Raw genomic sequence first — 16689 nt, 5'->3', positions numbered from 1 at the left:
GCAGCCGCCAGCATCATATCCAACCTAGTTATATAACTAGGATTCGGAGGAGAGGCGGATGGCCTGGGTCAATCAGGACAAGTGCGCGATCGTCGGGGTCGGGGCGACCGACTATTATGTGCGCGGCAAGAGCTGGCCGCGCACGATCAACGACATGGCGGCCGAGGCGATCGTGAACGCCTGCGCCGACGCGGGTATCAGCCACAAGCAGATCGACGGCTTCTCCTATTATTCGACCGCGGGCGCGGGCTATCTCGACAAGTTCGACACCGCCAGCCTGATGGAAACGCTCGGCATGCCGCACATCAGCTGGTCGGCGACGCTGACAAGCGGCGGCGGCGGCTGTCCCGGCGCGATCGGGCTCGCGACCGCGGGGCTGATGAACGAGGATTGCACCTATTCGGTGACGCTGATGGCGCTGCAGCAATTGCCGCAGCATCGCCTCGGCGTCGTTTTCGGCTCGGCGGCGCCCAACCCCGAAAACAGCTTCCTCCAGCCGTCGGGGCTCGTCGGGCCTGGCCATCTGATGTCGGTGCTCGCACGCCGCCATATGCATCTTTACGGCACGACGCAGGATGCCTTCGGCGAGGTGGTGATGGCGACCCGCGCCAACACGCACAACCGGCCGAAGGCGGTGCGCAAGGCGCCGCTGACCAAGGAAGAATATGACGCCTCGGTGATGCTCGCCGACCCGCTCCGCCGTCTCGACTTCTGCCTCGAAACCGACGGCGCGGTCGCGGTGATCACGACGACGATGGACCGCGCGAAGGACTGCCGCCACAAGCCCGCGGTGGTCCACGCCGCTGCGCATGGCGGCCAGCGCGAATGGGGTAGGGCCTTTGCGTGGATGGGTATGCCCGACCCTCATTTCGCGAGTTCGGGGCACAAGTTCACCGCCGACCGCGTGTGGGCGCAATCGGGCCTCAGCGCCAAGGACATGGATGTCGCGCTGATCTACGATCACTTCAGCCCGATGGTGCTGATGCAGCTCGAAGATTACGGCTTTTGCGAAAAGGGCGAGGGCAATGACTACGTCCTGTCGGGCAAGCTGCGCTACGATCCCGCGACCGGTAAGGGCGTCAACGGCGGCGTCCCGGTGAACACCCATGGCGGCAACCTCAACGAAGCCTATATCATTGGCATGACGCATATCGTCGAGGGCGTCGAACAGGTGCGCGGTACCGCGATCAATCAGGTCAGGGACGCCGAATTCGCGCTCGTCTCGGGCGGCCCCGCGTCGCTCCCCGTCTCCAGCCTCATCCTGCGCAAGGACTGATCCCATGACCTACGGCCCCGCCCGCGCGCTTCCCGGCGACCAGATCCGCATCACCACCAACCCTGATACCGAGCCCTTCTGGCACGCCGCGAAGGAGGGCAGGCTCACCGCGTGCCAGTGCGGCGATTGCGGCCATTTCCGCATGCCGCCGACCGCGGTCTGCCCCGAATGCGGCAGCCGCGCCAAGGAGTGGCCGACGCTTCCCGGCACCGCGACGATCTTCAGTTTCGCGATCTGCAGCAAGAATCCGAAAAATGGCGAGGATTATGTCTATGCCCCCGTCGTCGTCGATCTCGACGGCGCGCCGGGCACGCGGCTCAACGCCAATGTCTCGGGCTGCGATGCCGAGGATGTCCATATCGGGATGAAGGTGACCGTCGACTGGACCCCGATCCAGGACGGCTGGGTCCTCCCCAACTTCCGCAAGGTCTGAGCGATGCTCGGCGACCTTCGTATCGTCGAGATCGGCGAGGGCATGGCGGTGCAGGTCGCCGGGCTGATGCTGGCCGAACTCGGCGCCGACGTCCTGAAGGTCGAGCGCCCGGGCGGCGACCCCGCACGCGGCACCGCGCCCTTCGCCAACTGGAATCGCGGCAAGAAGAGCCTCGTCCTTGATATCGAAACGCCCGAAGGACTGGCGATGCTCGACGACCGCCTCGCCGGCGCGGACGCCTTGCTTCACCAGTTCACGCCCTTGCGTGCAAAGGCGTTCGGGCTCGACGACGCGAGCCTCGCGGCGCGCCATCCGCATCTCGTCGTCACCGCTATCACCGGCTCGCCCGCGAACCATCCCGATGTCGAGCGCAGCGACGACGAACTGCTCGTCGCGGCGCGCGTCGGGGCGATGTACGAAAACGACGGCCACCGCGCCGGCCCGATCGTCTACCGCTATCGGCAGGGCAGCTGGTCCGCGGCGCATCTCGCCGCCGCGGGACTGCTCGCGCGGCTCGTGATGCGGCTGCAAAGCGGGAAGGGAGGGGCGGCACACACCTCGATCTTCCAGGGATTCCTCGCGACGCTGCCGCTCGTCTGGGCGCGCAACAGCGAAGGGCCGATGCCCAATCCCGTCCCCTATCCGCCCGACAAGCCGCGCGCGATCGCGCAGCAGCTCTTCCAGTGCGCCGATGGCGACTGGCTCCAGATCATGGATCCGACGCGCCAGTTCGACTATGCGACGATGCCCACCATGTGGGACGTCATGGCCGAAACCGACATCGACCTCGAAACCGAGGCCGGGCAGGCCGAAGCCTTCCGTCGCCGCCCGCTCGACGCCTGGCTCGCCGACCTGCGCGCCGCCGATATCGCGGCCGAGCCAGCCTTTCCGATGGGTGGGGTGTTGCGACACGAGGACGCGATCGCCAACGGCTATGTCGTCGACGTCGACGACCCCGACTTCGGCCCGACGCGCCAGCCGAACGTGCCCTTTCATACCAACGCCGACCTGCCGCAGGGCCGCCCCGCGCCGCGTCTCGGCGAGGGCGGCGACGTCGATTGGGCGCCCCGACCGGGCCCGGCGGCGAGCGCAGCCCCCGCCGAAGTCCTCGAAGGCGTGCGCGTGCTCGACCTTGGCATGTTCCTTGCTGGACCGATGGGACCATCGATGATGGGCGACATGGGCGCCAACGTCGTCAAGGTCGAGGCACTGACCGGTGATCGCATCCGCTTCATGCACCGCTATTATCAGGCCGCGGCGCGCAGCAAGCGCAGCCTCGCGCTCGACCTGACCAGGCCCGAAGCGCAACCGATCCTTGAACGGCTGCTGCAATGGGCCGAACTGGTGCACCACAATATGCGCTTCAGGGGCGCCGCGAAGCTCGGCCTCAGCGAAGAGGGCATCCGCCGGTACAATCCCGACATCGCGTTCAACTATTCGAGCGCCTATGGTCAGCGCGGCGCGCGCGACAACTGGCCCGGATATGACTCGATCTTCAACGCGATCGCCGGCTGGGAGTTCGAAAATGCGGGTGAGGGCAACCGTCCCGTCTTCAACCGCCCCGGCACGATGGACGTCGCAACCGCGCAAAGCAGCCTCGTCGAACTGATGGCCTCGCTTTACGCAAAGCGTACGACAGGGCGGGGCTATACGACGCACACCTCGCTGCTCGGGATGGCTACCTTCACGCAGGGCGAGCGGCTGATCGGCGCCGATGGCGAATTGACCGGCACCTATCATCTCACCAGCGACCAGACCGGCTTCTCGCCCTATCATCGCATCTACCAATGCGCCGATGGCGCGTGGGTCGCCGTCGCTGCGCACAAGCCCGGGCAGCAGGCTGCGCTCGGCGAGCTGCTTGGCGAGGATTTCGAGGCCGGGGCCAAGGCGCGGGGCGCCGCCGACCTGCTGGCCGACCTCGAAACCGTCGGCGTCCCCGCCGACGCGGTCAATTTCGAAAATGCGATGCACCGTTTCTTCGACGACCCGCAGAATCGCGAACTGGGCCTGATCTCGGCCCTGCCCCAGCCGCTCTACGGCATAGTCGAGCAGCCCGGCGCCTTCTGGAATTTCGGCGACACGCCGGTGGTCTTCAAGCGCTGCTGTCCCGCGGTCGGCGAGCATAGCGACGAAATCCTCCGCGAAATCGGCTATTCGGATGCGGAGATCGCCGCTTTCCGCGCAGCGAAGGTCGTCGGATGAGCCACCCGCACGAGCGTCTCCCGCCGGACCTTGCGTCTGCGGTCGAAACCGCCAGCGGCGCAAGCGTCGTGGCGGTCCGCCCACGCGGCGGCGGCGGCGCCTCGCGCGAAGGTGCCGAACTCGACCTTTCCTGGCCCGACGGGCGCACCGTCAGCGCCTATATGAATTACGACGTCCACAAGGCGGGGGCGGGCGACGACGCTGCCTTCCTGCGCGAAGCAGCGGTGCTGCGCGCGCTCTCGGGCCCGCTCGCCGACGCGGGTGTCCGCGTCGCGCCTTTCTATGCCGCGGTCCCCGACCAGCGCGCGCTCGTCTGCGGCCTCGTTTCGGGCAAGGACCGGTTCGGGGGCATCGCCGACGCGGCGCAGCGCGACGCGCTCGCCGCCGATTTCATGGGTCAGCTCGCCGCGCTCCACCGTATCGACGTCGCGGCGACCCCGGTCGAGGGTATGGGAGCGGTCGAGCCCGCCGAAACCTTTATCCGCCGCCGCATCGCCGAACTGCGCCACGGCAACGGCGGCGGGAACTGGGATCCGCTGATCCACCTGTCGCTGAACTGGCTCGAAGCGAATATCCCCGCCGGCATGCCCGCGCCGGTGATCGTCCATGGCGACGCCGGTCCCGGCAACTTCCTCTACGAAGGCGACCGGGTCACTGCGCTGCTCGACTGGGAACTCGTCCACTACGGCGACCCGATGGCGGACCTTGCGATGCTCGCGCTGCGTATGCTGTTCCAGGGCTTCGTGCCCTTGCCGCAGGCCTTTTCTGCCTATGAAGCGGCGGGCGGGCATCGGATCGATCTTGCGCGTATCCGCTATTGGCGTCTGCTCTTCCAGACCAGCTTCGCGCGGCGCTCGCGCTACGACGATCCCGACGCGCCGCCACCCCCCAATCTCGGCATGAACCTCGTCTATTCGACGATCCACCGCCGCGTGCTGTCGCACGCGCTGGCTGAGGCTGCCGGCATCGCCTTGCCGTCCGTCGTGCTACCCGATGCCCCGCGCGGCGCGCACGACAAGAGTTTCGCCATCGCTCTCGACGACATCCGCGACACCATCGTCCCGCGCCTCGCGGACCAGCAAGCCGCGGTAAAGGCCAAGGGCATGGCCCGCCTCATCAAATGGTGGCGGGCTATCGAGCGTTTCGAGCCCGGCTTCCACGCCGCCGAAAAGGCCGAGATCGAAGCCGCGCTGGCGCTCGATTTTCCCGATTACCGCACCGCCTGGTCCGCTTTCCGCGACGCCGTCGCGGGCGACCGCATCGCCACCGACGCCGCGATCATCCTCTGCAACGCGCATGAGGTGCGCGAAGCGGCGCTGATGGCCGACGCGATGGGCGGCCTCGCCGACACGAAATTCGCACCGCTGCAATAAGATCTGAAAGGGTAGAGACCATGTCGAAGGATATTCTGGGCTATAGGGGCAAGCGCGTCGTCGTCATGGGCTGCTTCTCGGGCACCGGCGAGGCTTGCGCCCGCGCGCTCGTCGATCTCGGCGCCGAGGTGCATGGCGCCGACATCAAACCCTCGCCCGTGAACCTCGCGAGCTTCACTGAAGTCGATCTCAAGAACCCCGATGCCATCGCCGCGGGCATCGCCAGCATCGGCGGCAAGATCGACGCCGTGTTCAACGTCTCGGGCCTGCCGCAGACCTTCCCGGGCGAGGATGTCGTCACGGTCAATTTCCTCGGCATCCGCGCGTGGACCGAAGGCTGGATCCCGCACCTCAACCCCGGCGCTGCGATCGTTTCGGTCTCTTCGCTCGGCGGCATGAAATGGTTGACGCGCCAGCCGCTGCTCCGCGAGTTCATCGCGATCGAGGATTTCGCCGAGGCGCGCCAATGGTATCTCGACCGCGCCGAGGAAGTGGGCGATCCCTACAGCCTCGCCAAGGAAGCGATCAACACCTGGACGCAGGTCCGCGCGCCTGACCTGATCGGCCGCGACATCCGCATCAATTGTACCATGCCCAGCCCGATCGACACCCCGATGCTCGGCGAATTCCGCAAGGTCGCGGGCGACGCGGTGCTCGGAGCCTTTGCCAAGGCCAAGGGCCGTTACTCGACCGCCGAGGAACAGGCGCTGCCGCTGATCCTGCTCAACAGCGATGCCGCGAGCTTCATCAGCGGGGTGTGCCTGCCCGTCGACGCGGGCCTTGCGGGCGGCCTCGCGACGGGCGTGCTCGACATTCAGAAGATGATCGCCGAAGCGGCGGGCTGAATCGGTCCGCCCGCCGCCTCCCTCGCGAGGGGGAGGCGGCAGGCGGGCGGGTCTATTCGATCCGGGGCGCGGCACCCGTCGACGAAGCCGCCGCCTCTTGCACCGCGCGGCGTCCGCGGGTCCGCCCGAACAGCGGAAAGAACACCTCTTCGTACCAGGGTGGGGTCGGGCCGGGCAGGCCGTATTGTGCCGGTCGGCCTTCGGGAATGTGGAGCGTGCCGAACAACCGGTCGAGGAAGGAAAAGGTCACCGCATAGTTGCGATAGGCGGCGCCGTCGCGGCCATAGCCATGGTGCGTGTGGTGGATGCCCGGCGACACCAGGAATTTCTCGACCGCGCGAAACGCCGGCCCGAACCGCGGCGAACGCCGGATTTTGTCGTCCCAGCGGAAGTGGGCGTGGGTGACAAGATTCCAGCCATAGACGGTCAGCAGGCTCGCCACCGCGGCGGGTTCCTGTCCGAAATAGACCGCTGCGCCGAGGATCCACGTCGTCGGGACGAAGATCGTCCACAACGGATGGATGCGCAGCGTCACGAGCACATTCATATATTTGCCGGCATGGTGCGTGCGGTGCAGTTTCCACAGCCAGTCGCGTCCGGGCTTGCCCTTGGCCTCGTGCGCCCAGCGATGCACCCAGTAGAAGGTGAATTCGCAGGCGAAGAGCAGCACCAGATAGGCGGGGAGGAAGGCGATGTCGGCGAGCGCGCCGCGTCCTGCCGGAAAGAGCGCGGTCAGCGCGAAGGCGATCGCGAGCGCGAGGAACGGCCGCGTCACCACCCGCGCAACCGCGATGCACAGGATCAGCGTCGCGAAATCGTTGCGGCTGTAGATGCCGCGATGCGCCCCGCGCAGCAGTTCGAGCACCAGCACCGCCGCCGTCGCGGGAAGAACATAGATTCCGATTTCCATCTCAAACCCCTTTCGCCGGGCGGTGTAGACAGGCCCAGAAAATTCCTCCAATGAATGTTATTCGACATATTGATAACTAATAGGAATGATGGAGCTTCGCCATCTCGTGCATGCCAAGGCGCTGGCCGAAGAGGGGAGCTTCGCCGCCGCCGCCGACCGGGTCGGACTGACGCAGCCCGCGCTTTCGAAAAGCATCCAGGCGCTCGAGGCCGAAGCGGGCATCCGCCTTTTCGACCGCAGCAAGCGCGGGGTTTCGCCGACCGTCGCGGGCACCGCCTTGCTTCGCCGCGCGGTCGGGCTGCTCGACGGGGTCGCGGACCTGAAGGCCGAATTGTCGGGGATGCGCAGCGGGCGCCTCGGCAAGGTGCATATCGGGCTGGGCCCGCTGCCCGCGAAACTGGCGCTGGCGGCGGCGATGACCCGCTTCGCACGCGACGAAACCGGGGTGGAGATTTCCGCCGAAATCGGGTCGGCGCCCAACCTGCTGATGAAACTCGCGCAGGGCGAGCTCGACTTCCTGATCGCCTCGCTGCCCCCGGGGACCGCGATCGAAGGCATCATGACCACCCGCGTCGGGCTGATGCCGCTGGCGCTGCTCGCGCGGCGCGGCCATCCGCTGTTCGGCCTGGATGCGCCGGGTGAGGCCGATTTCGCGCGCTATCCGGTGCTCGGCGGCACCTTTTCCGAACCGCTGGCCTATGGTCGCCGCAGCCGCGACGGGGGCTATCATCCGCTGCTGTCGTGCGACGATTACGACCTGCTCGCGCGGGTCGCGCTCGACAGCGATGCGCTCGTCGTCGCGACCCCGGCCCTCACCGATTTCGGCTGGCCCTATGCGCTGCTCGAAGCGCTGCCGCTGCCGGCGTCATGGCCCGTCGACTATCGGCAGGGGCATCTGGTGCTCGCGGTGCGCGAGGGCAAGATGATGGCTCCCGCGGCCGGGCTGGTGCTGGCCGAACTCCGCCGCCACCTCGATGCGGCGCTGGCCGGTTAGCCTCTCGCGATCGGGGCGGACCGTTGACCGCCCCTGCGGTCAGTCGCGCGCGCCCAGCATCATCGCGATGCTGTGCGCCGCCGCGGCCTTCAGGTCGTCGTAACCGACGCCGTCGGCGTGGCTACTCATCGGGCCGATCGCCGACAGGCGTTCGAGGATCATCAGCACCGTGCCCGCGCACGACCGCGGCGACAGGCCTGCGGGCGTCCGTCCCGCGGCCTGCGCCCGCACGACCTGTTCGCTGATCGCGTCCATCATCGGCCGTGCCTGCGTCATCCGCGCTTCGTAGAAGCGCGTGTCGCCTTCCTCGGCGGCGAGGTTGCGGACGACGAAGATCGTGCGGTTGCGGTTCCACAGCTCGGTATATTCGTCGACGAAATCGCGTGCCGCGTCGGCGGCGCCGGGGGCAAGCCAGTCGCGCGCGATGATCGCATCGAGCGCGGGCGAGGTCTGGCTGGCGCTTTCGAGTGCCGCGAGCACGACTTCGGGCACGCCCTTGAAATAGACATAGAAGGTCGCGGGCGACGCCTGCACCGCGCGTGCGACGTCGACCACCGACACGTCGCGCAGCCCGTGCGTTTCGAGCAGCGCGACCGTCGCATCGATCAGCTGCTGCCGCGTGCGCTGACCCTTTGCGCCGAGCTTGCGTCCGCTCGCGTCGGGGATGGTTTCCGCCGTATTGATTGCCTGTTGCTGCGCCAAAACGATGATCCTGCCCCGATTTCTTCCCGCCATCCTAACAGCGGGCTTGCGATATGGCAAAAAATTGACGTATCGTCAAAAATGACACGACAACGATAGAAATCGGGGATTCGGGATGGGAAGGCTTGCGGGCAAGGTCGCGATTGTGACCGGTGCGTCGAAAGGGATGGGACGGCATTTTGTCGCCGCGATGGTCGAGGCGGGGATGAAGGTCGCCTGCCTTGCCCGGCCTTCGGACGAACTGGCGTCGCTCGCCGGCGAATTCGGCGACGCGGTGCTTGCGCTGCCGTGCGACGTCGCCGCGCCCGATGCGGTCAATGCCGCCGTCGCGCACACCGCCGAGCATTTCGGCCGGATCGACGTGATCGTCGCCAACGCCGCGATCTTCCACCCCTTCGCGTTCGAGGCGGGCAGCGACGACATCATCCGCAGCCATATCGACATCAACGTCCTGGGCGTCGCCTGGCTGGTTCGCGCCGCGATCCCGCACCTGCGCGAAACCAGGGGACAGGTGGTCGCGATCAGCAGCGAATCGGTGAACATGCCGTTCCCGATGCTGGCGCTCTACGCCGCGACCAAGGCGGCGGTGGAGACCTTGTGCCACGGGCTGCGCGACGAGCTGCGCAGCGACGACATCCGCGTCACCGTGCTGCGATCGGGATCGGTCAAGGGCGGGTCGGGCGGCAAGAGCTGGTCGCAGGAGACCGTCGCGGCCTTTTACAAGAAGATCGTCGAGACCGGTCACGCCGCGATGACGGGCGAGGGGGCGACCCCCGAATCGATGGCCGAGGCGCTGCTTTCGGTCATCGGCCTGCCCGCCGACATCGGCGTCGACCTGATCGAGGTCCGAGCCGCGCAGGTCGGGGTGCCCGAGGGTGCGAAGAAGGTCGACGGGTGAGCCTTTCTCGCTCCAGCAGCCGCAATCCCGAGTCCGTCGAAGGGTGCTTCTCGGGCAAGCACCCTTGGACGGGCCCAGCGCTATGGCGCCGACGCGCATGACGGCTCCTTCCCGCAACCTTCCGCTCGTCATCGGCGCGCTGTGGATCGCCGAGGTCACGGGCTCGTTCGAAACCGCGATGATCCTCGCCGCGCTCAAGAAGCTGATCGAGGATTTCGGCAGCCCTGCGATGGTCGGCTGGCTGATCACCGGCTATCTGATCGTCGGCGCGGCGATCGCGGCGATCGTCGGGCGGCTGGGCGACCTGTTCGGGCGACGGCAGGTGCTCGTCGTCGTGCTGGCCATCGGTGCGGCGGGTTCGCTGATCAGCGCGCTGTCGACCAATTTCCCGGTGCTCCTCGCCGGTCGGCTGATGCAGGGCGTCACCGGCGCGATCCTGCCGCTGTGCATCGGCCTCGTCCACGAAAATGCCGGCAAGGAACGCGCCCCGATGGCGATCGGGCTGATGATCTCGGGCGCCTCGATCGGCACCGCGGCGGGGCTGGTCGTCGGCGGGATGATCGTCGACAGCTTCAGCTGGCACGGCGTCTTCTTCACCAGCGCGGGGCTGTGCGCGGTGTCGGCGCTCGCGATCTTCGCGCTGTTGCCGCCGTCGCCGCGGCACCCCGCGACGCAGCGCGTGGACTGGCTGTCGGGGCTCGCCTTTGCGCCCGGCGTCGCGCTGGTCCTCGTCTATTTCAGCATGGGCAAGGACTGGGGCTGGTCCGCGCCGCTGCCGCTCGCCGCGCTGGGTACGGGACTTTTGCTCACCCTCTGGTGGTGGCGCGCCAGCCTTGCCAGCCCTAACCCGCTGATCGCGGTGCGCAGCTTTTCGGATCGCACGATCGCCATCGGCAGCGCGGTCACCGCGCTGGTCGCGATGAGCGCGCTGCAGATCACGGTCTTCTTCTCGCTCTTCATGCAGGCGCCCGCGTGGACGATCGCTGGACTCGGCTTCACCGCGACGCTCGCGGGGGTCGCCAAGCTGCCCTCGAACCTCAGCTCGGTCTTTGCGGGGCCGCTCGGCGGCTGGCTTGCCGCGCGCGGGGGCGGGCGTTTCGCGCTGATCGCGGGCGGCATCGTCACCGTCACCGGCTGGCTGCTCTGGTTCGTGATCGACGTCGACAGTTTCGCCAAGGTCGTCGTCCAGTTGATCGTGATCAGCTTCGGCACCACCATGCTCTTTTCGGTCGCCCCGACGATCATCGCGCAGGCCTCGCCGCCCGAACGGATCAGCGAGATTTCGGGCCTGCTCACCGTCATCCGCCAGCTTTTCATGGGCATCGGTGCGCAGATGGTGACGACGCTGCTCGCCGCCGACGTCGTGCGGCGCGGCACCGAAGCCTATCCGTCGCCCTTCGCCTATGACGTCACCGTCGCCGTCATCGCCGCTTTGTGCACCGCCGCGGTGCTCACCGCGCTCGCGCTGCCGCGCCAACAGCCATCGCAGGAATTGCCATGAGACCGCTTCCCGAACTCACCCCCGAAAACACCGCCTTCTGGACCGGCGGCGCCGAAGGCAGGCTGATGATCGCCTTTTGCGACGATTGCGCCCGCGCGATCCATCCGCCGCAGCTCGTCTGTCCGGAATGCTGGAGCGAAAAGGTCGAAAGCCGGGCGGTCCCCGGCACCGGCACGGTCTATACCTATACCGTCAATCATCAGCCGTGGGCCCCCGGCATGGCGGTGCCCTTCGCGCTCGCGGTGGTCGATCTCGACGGCGCGCCGGGGGCGCGCGTGACGGCCGAGGTGGTGAATGCCGATCCGGAAAGCATCGCCATCGGGCAGAAGATGAAGGTCGGCTTCCTCAACATCGACGATGTCTGGTTCCCGCAGTGGGAGCCCGCGCAATGACCCTCAACGCCGCCATCACCGGCGTCGGCATGTCCGACATCGGCCGCAAGACGGGTCGCCCCGCGATGATCCATCTCGCCGAAGCCGCGCGCCGCGCGCTCGAATGCGCGGGGCTCACCAAGAACGATATCGACGGCATTTCGACCTATCCGGGCAAGGCCGACAATTCGCCCGGGATGTCGCCGCTCGGCACCGGAGAGGTGCGCAACGCACTCGGGCTCAAGACGCGCTGGCACAGCGCGGTCCCCGACGGGCCGTCGCAGATGGCACCCATCCAGGTCGCGGCGATGGCGGTCGCGACGGGGCAGGCGCGGCATGTCCTCTGCTTCCGCGCGCTCACCGAAAGCTCGTCGCAGACCGCGAGCCAGCGCGCGAGCATCCCCGGCGCGGGCCGCGCGCGGCTTGGCGGCTGGTACAGCTATCTGGTACCCGCCAACGCGATGTCGGCGTCGAACTGGGCGGGCTGGATGGCGCAGCGCTATTTCCACGAATTCGGCATGACGCGCGAGCATCTCGGCCTCGTCGCGACCGGCCAGCGCGCCTTTGCGCAAGCGAACCCCGCGGCGGTGATGCGCACCCCGCTGACGATGGAGGATTATCTCGGCGCGCGCATGATCTCGTCGCCGCTCGGTCTGTTCGACTGCGACGTGCCGATCGACGGGGCGTGCGTCGTGATCGTCTCGGCCGCCGATGCGGCGAAAGATTGCGCGAAGGCCCCGCTCACGATCGAGGCCATGGGCGCCGCGCTCGGCTCGCAGGAAACCTGGGACCAGCGCGCCGACCTCACGACCATGGGTGCCCATGACAGTGCCGCCGACATGTGGGCGCGCACCGACCTGAAGCCCGCCGATGTCGATGTCCTCGGTCTCTACGACGGCTTCAGCATCTTCGTGCCCTATTGGCTCGAAGCCATGGGTTTCTGCGGCCATGGCGAGGCGAAGGATTTTATCGCCGAGGGGCATATCGGCCCCGGCGGGCGCTTTCCGGTGAACACCGGGGGCGGGCAATTGTCGGGCGGGCGCCTGCATGGTTTCGGGCTGTTACACGAGGTCTGCACCCAGCTTTGGGGACAGGCCGGCGGGCGTCAGGTCGATGGCGCGAGCGTGGGTGCGTGCGGCATGGGTGGCGGCTTCATTGCGGGATCGATGCTGATCCGGCGGGCGTGAGAATCGGTGGCCAGACAATCACCGTTCGTGCTGAGCTTGTCGAAGCACCGTTCTTCTCTTTGACTTCGAAAAGAAACAACGGCCCTTCGACAAGCTCAGGGCGAACGGATTTATAGGTCTGGCGCGGTGATATCGATCCAGCGGCGCTCGTCCGACGCCAGTACCGCCGCTTCGACGACTTCGTGCACGTGCAGCGCCTGCGCAAAATCGGGAGCGGCCGATCCCGCCCCGCCGATCGCATCGCGCATCTTCGCAAAGATCGAGGCCAGCGCGAGCAACCCCGTCTCGGGGCGATCCGCGACGGCATGGCACCCCGGCACCGCGAGATATGTGGGTTCGATCGGCAGCTGTTCCATCGCCGCGCTGCCGAGCGCCGGATTCTGCGTCCCGAACAGCCGCGTATCGTGCGCCATCGGGAACACCGGTGCACGCGCTTCGAGCCGCCCCTGCGAACCCCAGACCGAAAAGCGGAAACCCTCGCCGCCGATCTTGGCCCAATTGGCTTCGAGCCGCGTCGGCAGCCCCGAGGCGTGGCGCAGCAGCAGCGAGGCGCGGTCGGGTACCGCGGGACGGATGGTCTCGCCGTCCAGCGGCCATGCCCTCAACGCCAGTGACTGGTCCGAAGCCAGTGACGCCACCGGCCCGAAGAAGTGCACCAGCAGGTGCAGCATATGGCTGCCGAGGTTGCGTCCCGCGCTCGCGCCGTTGGCGGGGTCGGCGAACCAGACATAGCCGGGCACATTGGTCTGCGCGGCGCTGAACAGTGGCACTTCGAACGCGACGTCGGCGCCGAACACGTCGCCGATCCAGCCGGCTTCGATCATCGCCTTCATCTGCACCATCGCGGGCACCGCCTGCATGAAGGCGTCGACCACCGCGACCGTCCCCGCACGCCGCCAGGCGTCGTGCATCGTGCGCGCGTCGGCGAGGTCCTTCGCGAAGGGAATGCCGTTATAGACATGCTTGCCCGCGCCGAGCGCCGCCATCACCATCGCGTGGCGCAGCGGCGGGCGCGTGCCGCAATCGACGATGTCGATGTCGGGATCGGCCGCCATCGCGCGGAAATCGTCGAAAGCGCGCGCGACCTTGAAATCCTCCGCGGCCTTTGCTGCGGTTTCGGGCCGCGAGGTGCAGATCGCCGTGACTTCGATGCCGTCGAGGCTGCGCCAGGCCGGAAGATGCGCTTTCGCGCCCCAGGCGGCGCTGATGATGCCGACGCGAAGGGGAGGGGACGCCATGCCGTGCCCGCCGGTCAGGCGATCGCCTTGCGGTTCTTCAGATCCTCGATCCGGTCCCAGTCGAGCCCCAGTTCCATCAGGAAGAGTTCGGTATGCTCCGACGCCTCGGGCGCGCGGGTGTTCTCGACCCCCGCATGGTTGAACTGCACGGGGTTGGCGACGAGGCGGATCGGTGCGCCGCCGTCGGCGGACTCGACCTCGAAGATCAGGTCGTTCGCCAGCACCTGCTCGTCGCTCGCGACGTCGTGCACCGACTGATACGCCGCCCATTGGCCCTTCATCGTCTTGAGATGCTGGCACCAATAGTCGAAGGGTTTCGCCGCGATCGCCGCCTTGACCAAGGGATAGGCCTCCGCCGCATTCGCCATGATCGCCTCGGCGGTCGAGAAACGTTCGTCCTGCGCCGCCTCGGCGAGGCCGAGATGCCCGAAGACATCCTCGATATAAGGTCCGGGTGACAGCACGGTCAGGTTGATGAACTTGCCGTCGGAGGTCTTGAACACCCCCATGAAGGGGTTGGTCCCGACCGACTGCCCGCCACCGGGCATCAGATTCTCGAACGGGTCCTTGTCCAGTTCCATCGCGACGTCGACCGAGCAGGCGGTCGCCCAGATGCCCGACGACAGCAGCGACACATCGACCTCGGTCGCCTCGCCGGTGCGCTCGCGGTGGAACAAAGCCGCGGCGATCCCGCCCGCGATGTTCATGCCGCCGATCGTGTCGCCATAGGCCGGCCCCGGCTGGGTCAGCGGGCCGTCGAGGTCCTTGGGTGTCACCAGCACCGCCGACCCGCCGCGCGCCCAATAGGCGGTGCTGTCGAACCCGCCCTTGTCGCGCTCGGGCCCCTTGTCGCCGAAGGCGCTGCCGCGCACATAGATGATGTCGGGGTTCGCCGCGCGGATATGCTCGATGTCGATCTTGAGCTTCTGGCGCGCCGAGGGGAGGTAGTTGGTCAGGAAGACGTCGGCGGTCTTCGCGATCTCGTAGAGCAGTTCGCGGCCTTCCTCGGTCGAGATGTCGATCCCGACGCTGCGCTTGCCGCGATTGGGATGCTGCATCAGCGACGAGCGTTGCGGATTGACCGCGAGCCGCTGCAGCATCTGGATGCCGCGCTGCGCGTCGCCGCGCACCGGATGCTCGATCTTGATCACATCGGCGCCCCAATCGGTCATCACGCCGCCGGCGGCCGGAACGAAGGTGAATTGCGCAACCTCGAGGACGCGGATGCCCTCCATGACCTTTGTCATCGCCGTGTCTCTCCCTTTTGGCCCTTATTCGGCGTGAAAGCTGATCACCTTTTGATAGGTGAATTCGTTGAGGCCATCCTCGCCATATTCGCGGCCGTAGCCCGAGCGTTTGATGCCGCCGAAGGGCGCGTCGGACTGCATCGTCCCCGCACCGCCGTTGATCGAAACCCCGCCGGTGCGGATCTTGAGCGCCATGCGATAGGCTTCACCGGCGTCGGCCGAATAGATCGCGCCCGACAGGCCGAAATCGCTGTCGTTCGCCATCGCGATCGCCTCGGCATCGTCGTCGAAGCCGATGACCGCGCCGATCGGCCCGAACACCTCTTCCTGCGCGATGCGGCTGTCGTTCCGGACATTGTCGAACAAGGTCGGCTCGTAATAATAGCCCTTGTCGAGACCGTCGGGCCGCTTGCCGCCGGCAACGAGCGTTGCACCCTCGTCCTGCGCGATCGCGACATAATCCTCGGTGCGCCGCCGCGCGACTTCGCGGATTAGCGGACCGTAGTTGACGCTCGGGTCGACCGGGTTGCCGATCTTGAGATGCCCGAGCATCGCCTTCATCGCCTCGACGAACTGCGGGCGGACGCTGTTGTGGACGAGGTGGCGCGTCGTGAGCGCGCAGCCCTGGCCGCAGTGCGTCGTGAAGCCCATGATCCCCGCCGCCGCGGCCTTGGCGATATCGGCGTCGGCGCGCACGATCAGCGCCGACTTGCCGCCGAGCTCCATGACGATACGCTTCAGCGTCGGCGCCGCCTGCGCCTGGATCATCGACCCGACCTTGTCCGACCCGGTGAAGTGGACCAGGTCGACGCGCGGGTCGGTGGTGAGCAGCTTGCCCGTCTCGATATCGCCGGTGACGATGCTCAGCACGCCCTTGGGCAGCCCGACCTCGTCGGCGATTTCGCCGAGGATCAGCGCCTGCATCGGCGTGTAGGGCGAGGGTTTGAGCACCACGGTGCAACCGACCGCGAGCGCGGGGATCACCTTGCCGATGTTGAGGAAGAAGGGGAAATTATAGGGTGAGATCGCCGCGACGACGCCGACGGGCTCGCGGCTCACCACCCCGGTGCCGAGCGTCGTGCGACCCTGCGCATTGGGGGTCAGCTCGACCGGGAGCGACGAGACCGCGGGGCGCGAGGCGACCTCGACCGTCCGCCGCGCGTGCTTCATCGGGATGCCGTACTGCAGGAATTCGGCGAGCATCCGCGTCGCGCCCGCTTCGGCGACGATCATGTCGACAATCTCGCCCTTGCGCGCGTCGAGCGCGTTCAGGAAGCGCGTCAGCACCGCCTGTCGCTCCGAAACCGGCAGATGCGGCCAGTCGCCCTTGTCGAACGCCGTGCGCGCGGCGCCGATCGCGGCATCGACCTGGGCCGCGCTGCCGACCGGGGCTTCGATCAGCAGGCTTTCGTCGGCGGGATTGATCACCGCCTCGCGCTGGTCGGTCTTTTCCCATTCGCCGCCCACGTAAATGGCGTCGGCATATTTCAGAAATGCCATGTTTTCCTGTCC

General features: G+C 67.3%; 15 protein-coding genes. 10 read left to right on the top strand and 5 right to left on the bottom strand.

The annotated features are described in order from the left end of the window. The first annotated feature begins 58 nt into the window (after positions 1-58). The 5 genes from EAO27_RS09490 to EAO27_RS09470 are packed head-to-tail and all read left to right on the top strand — an operon-like array spanning position 59 to position 6129. A complete protein-coding gene (locus EAO27_RS09490) occupies positions 59-1276 on the top strand; it encodes a thiolase (RefSeq protein WP_242779935.1) in 1218 nt (405 codons plus the stop codon). Positions 1277-1280: 4 nt separating this feature from the next. After that, positions 1281-1709 (top strand): OB-fold domain-containing protein, encoded by a 429-nt coding sequence (locus EAO27_RS09485; protein WP_242779933.1) that lies wholly within the window; start codon positions 1281-1283, stop codon positions 1707-1709. Positions 1710-1712: 3 nt separating this feature from the next. Then, positions 1713-3911, top strand: coding sequence for a CoA transferase (locus tag EAO27_RS09480; protein ID WP_242779930.1), 2199 nt, complete (start codon positions 1713-1715; stop codon positions 3909-3911). Further along, positions 3908-5284, top strand: a complete 1377-nt coding sequence (locus EAO27_RS09475) for a phosphotransferase family protein (protein WP_242779928.1) — start codon at positions 3908-3910, stop codon at positions 5282-5284. The genes EAO27_RS09480 and EAO27_RS09475 overlap by 4 nt, the downstream gene beginning before the upstream one ends. A 20-nt stretch (positions 5285-5304) precedes the next feature. Further along, complete coding sequence (locus tag EAO27_RS09470; protein ID WP_242779926.1) at positions 5305-6129, top strand: coniferyl-alcohol dehydrogenase; 825 nt, start codon at positions 5305-5307, stop codon at positions 6127-6129. Positions 6130-6181: 52 nt separating this feature from the next. On the opposite strand, the gene EAO27_RS09465 is transcribed toward EAO27_RS09470, so the two are convergent. After that, positions 6182-7039 carry a sterol desaturase family protein gene (locus EAO27_RS09465; protein ID WP_242779924.1) on the bottom strand — a complete coding sequence of 286 codons (858 nt, stop codon included), beginning with the start codon at positions 7037-7039 and terminating at the stop codon, positions 6182-6184. An 85-nt stretch (positions 7040-7124) separates the two neighbouring features. On the opposite strand from EAO27_RS09465, the gene EAO27_RS09460 reads away from it, so the two are divergent. Continuing rightward, entirely contained in the window at positions 7125-8033 is a 909-nt protein-coding gene (locus EAO27_RS09460) for a LysR family transcriptional regulator (RefSeq protein ID WP_242779922.1), read from the top strand. Between the two features lie 39 nt (positions 8034-8072). On the opposite strand, the gene EAO27_RS09455 is transcribed toward EAO27_RS09460, so the two are convergent. Then, positions 8073-8735 (bottom strand): TetR family transcriptional regulator, encoded by a 663-nt coding sequence (locus tag EAO27_RS09455; RefSeq protein ID WP_242779920.1) that lies wholly within the window; start codon positions 8733-8735, stop codon positions 8073-8075. A 115-nt stretch (positions 8736-8850) separates the two neighbouring features. On the opposite strand from EAO27_RS09455, the gene EAO27_RS09450 reads away from it, so the two are divergent. The 4 genes from EAO27_RS09450 to EAO27_RS09435 all read left to right on the top strand — a co-directional run bounded on the left by EAO27_RS09450 (position 8851) and on the right by EAO27_RS09435 (position 12692). Next, positions 8851-9633 (top strand): SDR family NAD(P)-dependent oxidoreductase, encoded by a 783-nt coding sequence (locus EAO27_RS09450; RefSeq protein ID WP_242779918.1) that lies wholly within the window; start codon positions 8851-8853, stop codon positions 9631-9633. Positions 9634-9730: 97 nt separating this feature from the next. Next, the gene (locus EAO27_RS09445) at positions 9731-11134 is read left to right on the top strand and encodes an MFS transporter (protein ID WP_242779916.1); all 1404 of its coding nucleotides are present in this window, start codon (positions 9731-9733) and stop codon (positions 11132-11134) included. Then, positions 11131-11526 (top strand): OB-fold domain-containing protein, encoded by a 396-nt coding sequence (locus EAO27_RS09440; protein WP_242779914.1) that lies wholly within the window; start codon positions 11131-11133, stop codon positions 11524-11526. Before EAO27_RS09445 ends, EAO27_RS09440 begins: the two co-directional genes overlap by 4 nt. Then, the gene (locus EAO27_RS09435; protein ID WP_242779912.1) at positions 11523-12692 is read left to right on the top strand and encodes a thiolase family protein; all 1170 of its coding nucleotides are present in this window, start codon (positions 11523-11525) and stop codon (positions 12690-12692) included. The genes EAO27_RS09440 and EAO27_RS09435 overlap by 4 nt, the downstream gene beginning before the upstream one ends. Before the next feature lie 110 nt (positions 12693-12802). On the opposite strand, the gene EAO27_RS09430 is transcribed toward EAO27_RS09435, so the two are convergent. The 3 genes from EAO27_RS09430 to EAO27_RS09420 are packed head-to-tail and all read right to left on the bottom strand — an operon-like array spanning position 12803 to position 16677. Continuing rightward, positions 12803-13930: a Gfo/Idh/MocA family oxidoreductase gene (locus EAO27_RS09430; RefSeq protein WP_242779910.1), complete on the bottom strand. Its 1128-nt coding sequence runs from the start codon at positions 13928-13930 to the stop codon at positions 12803-12805. Between the two features lie 14 nt (positions 13931-13944). Further along, positions 13945-15177, bottom strand: a complete 1233-nt coding sequence (locus EAO27_RS09425; protein WP_242779908.1) for a CoA transferase — start codon at positions 15175-15177, stop codon at positions 13945-13947. Between the two features lie 24 nt (positions 15178-15201). Beyond that, the gene (locus tag EAO27_RS09420) at positions 15202-16677 is read right to left on the bottom strand and encodes an aldehyde dehydrogenase family protein (RefSeq protein ID WP_242779906.1); all 1476 of its coding nucleotides are present in this window, start codon (positions 16675-16677) and stop codon (positions 15202-15204) included. Positions 16678-16689 lie beyond the last annotated feature (12 nt).

It is taken from the genome of Sphingopyxis sp. YF1, assembly GCF_022701295.1.
GTDB lineage: Bacteria > Pseudomonadota > Alphaproteobacteria > Sphingomonadales > Sphingomonadaceae > Sphingopyxis.
This window is presented reverse-complemented; position numbering and strand designations above follow the sequence as displayed.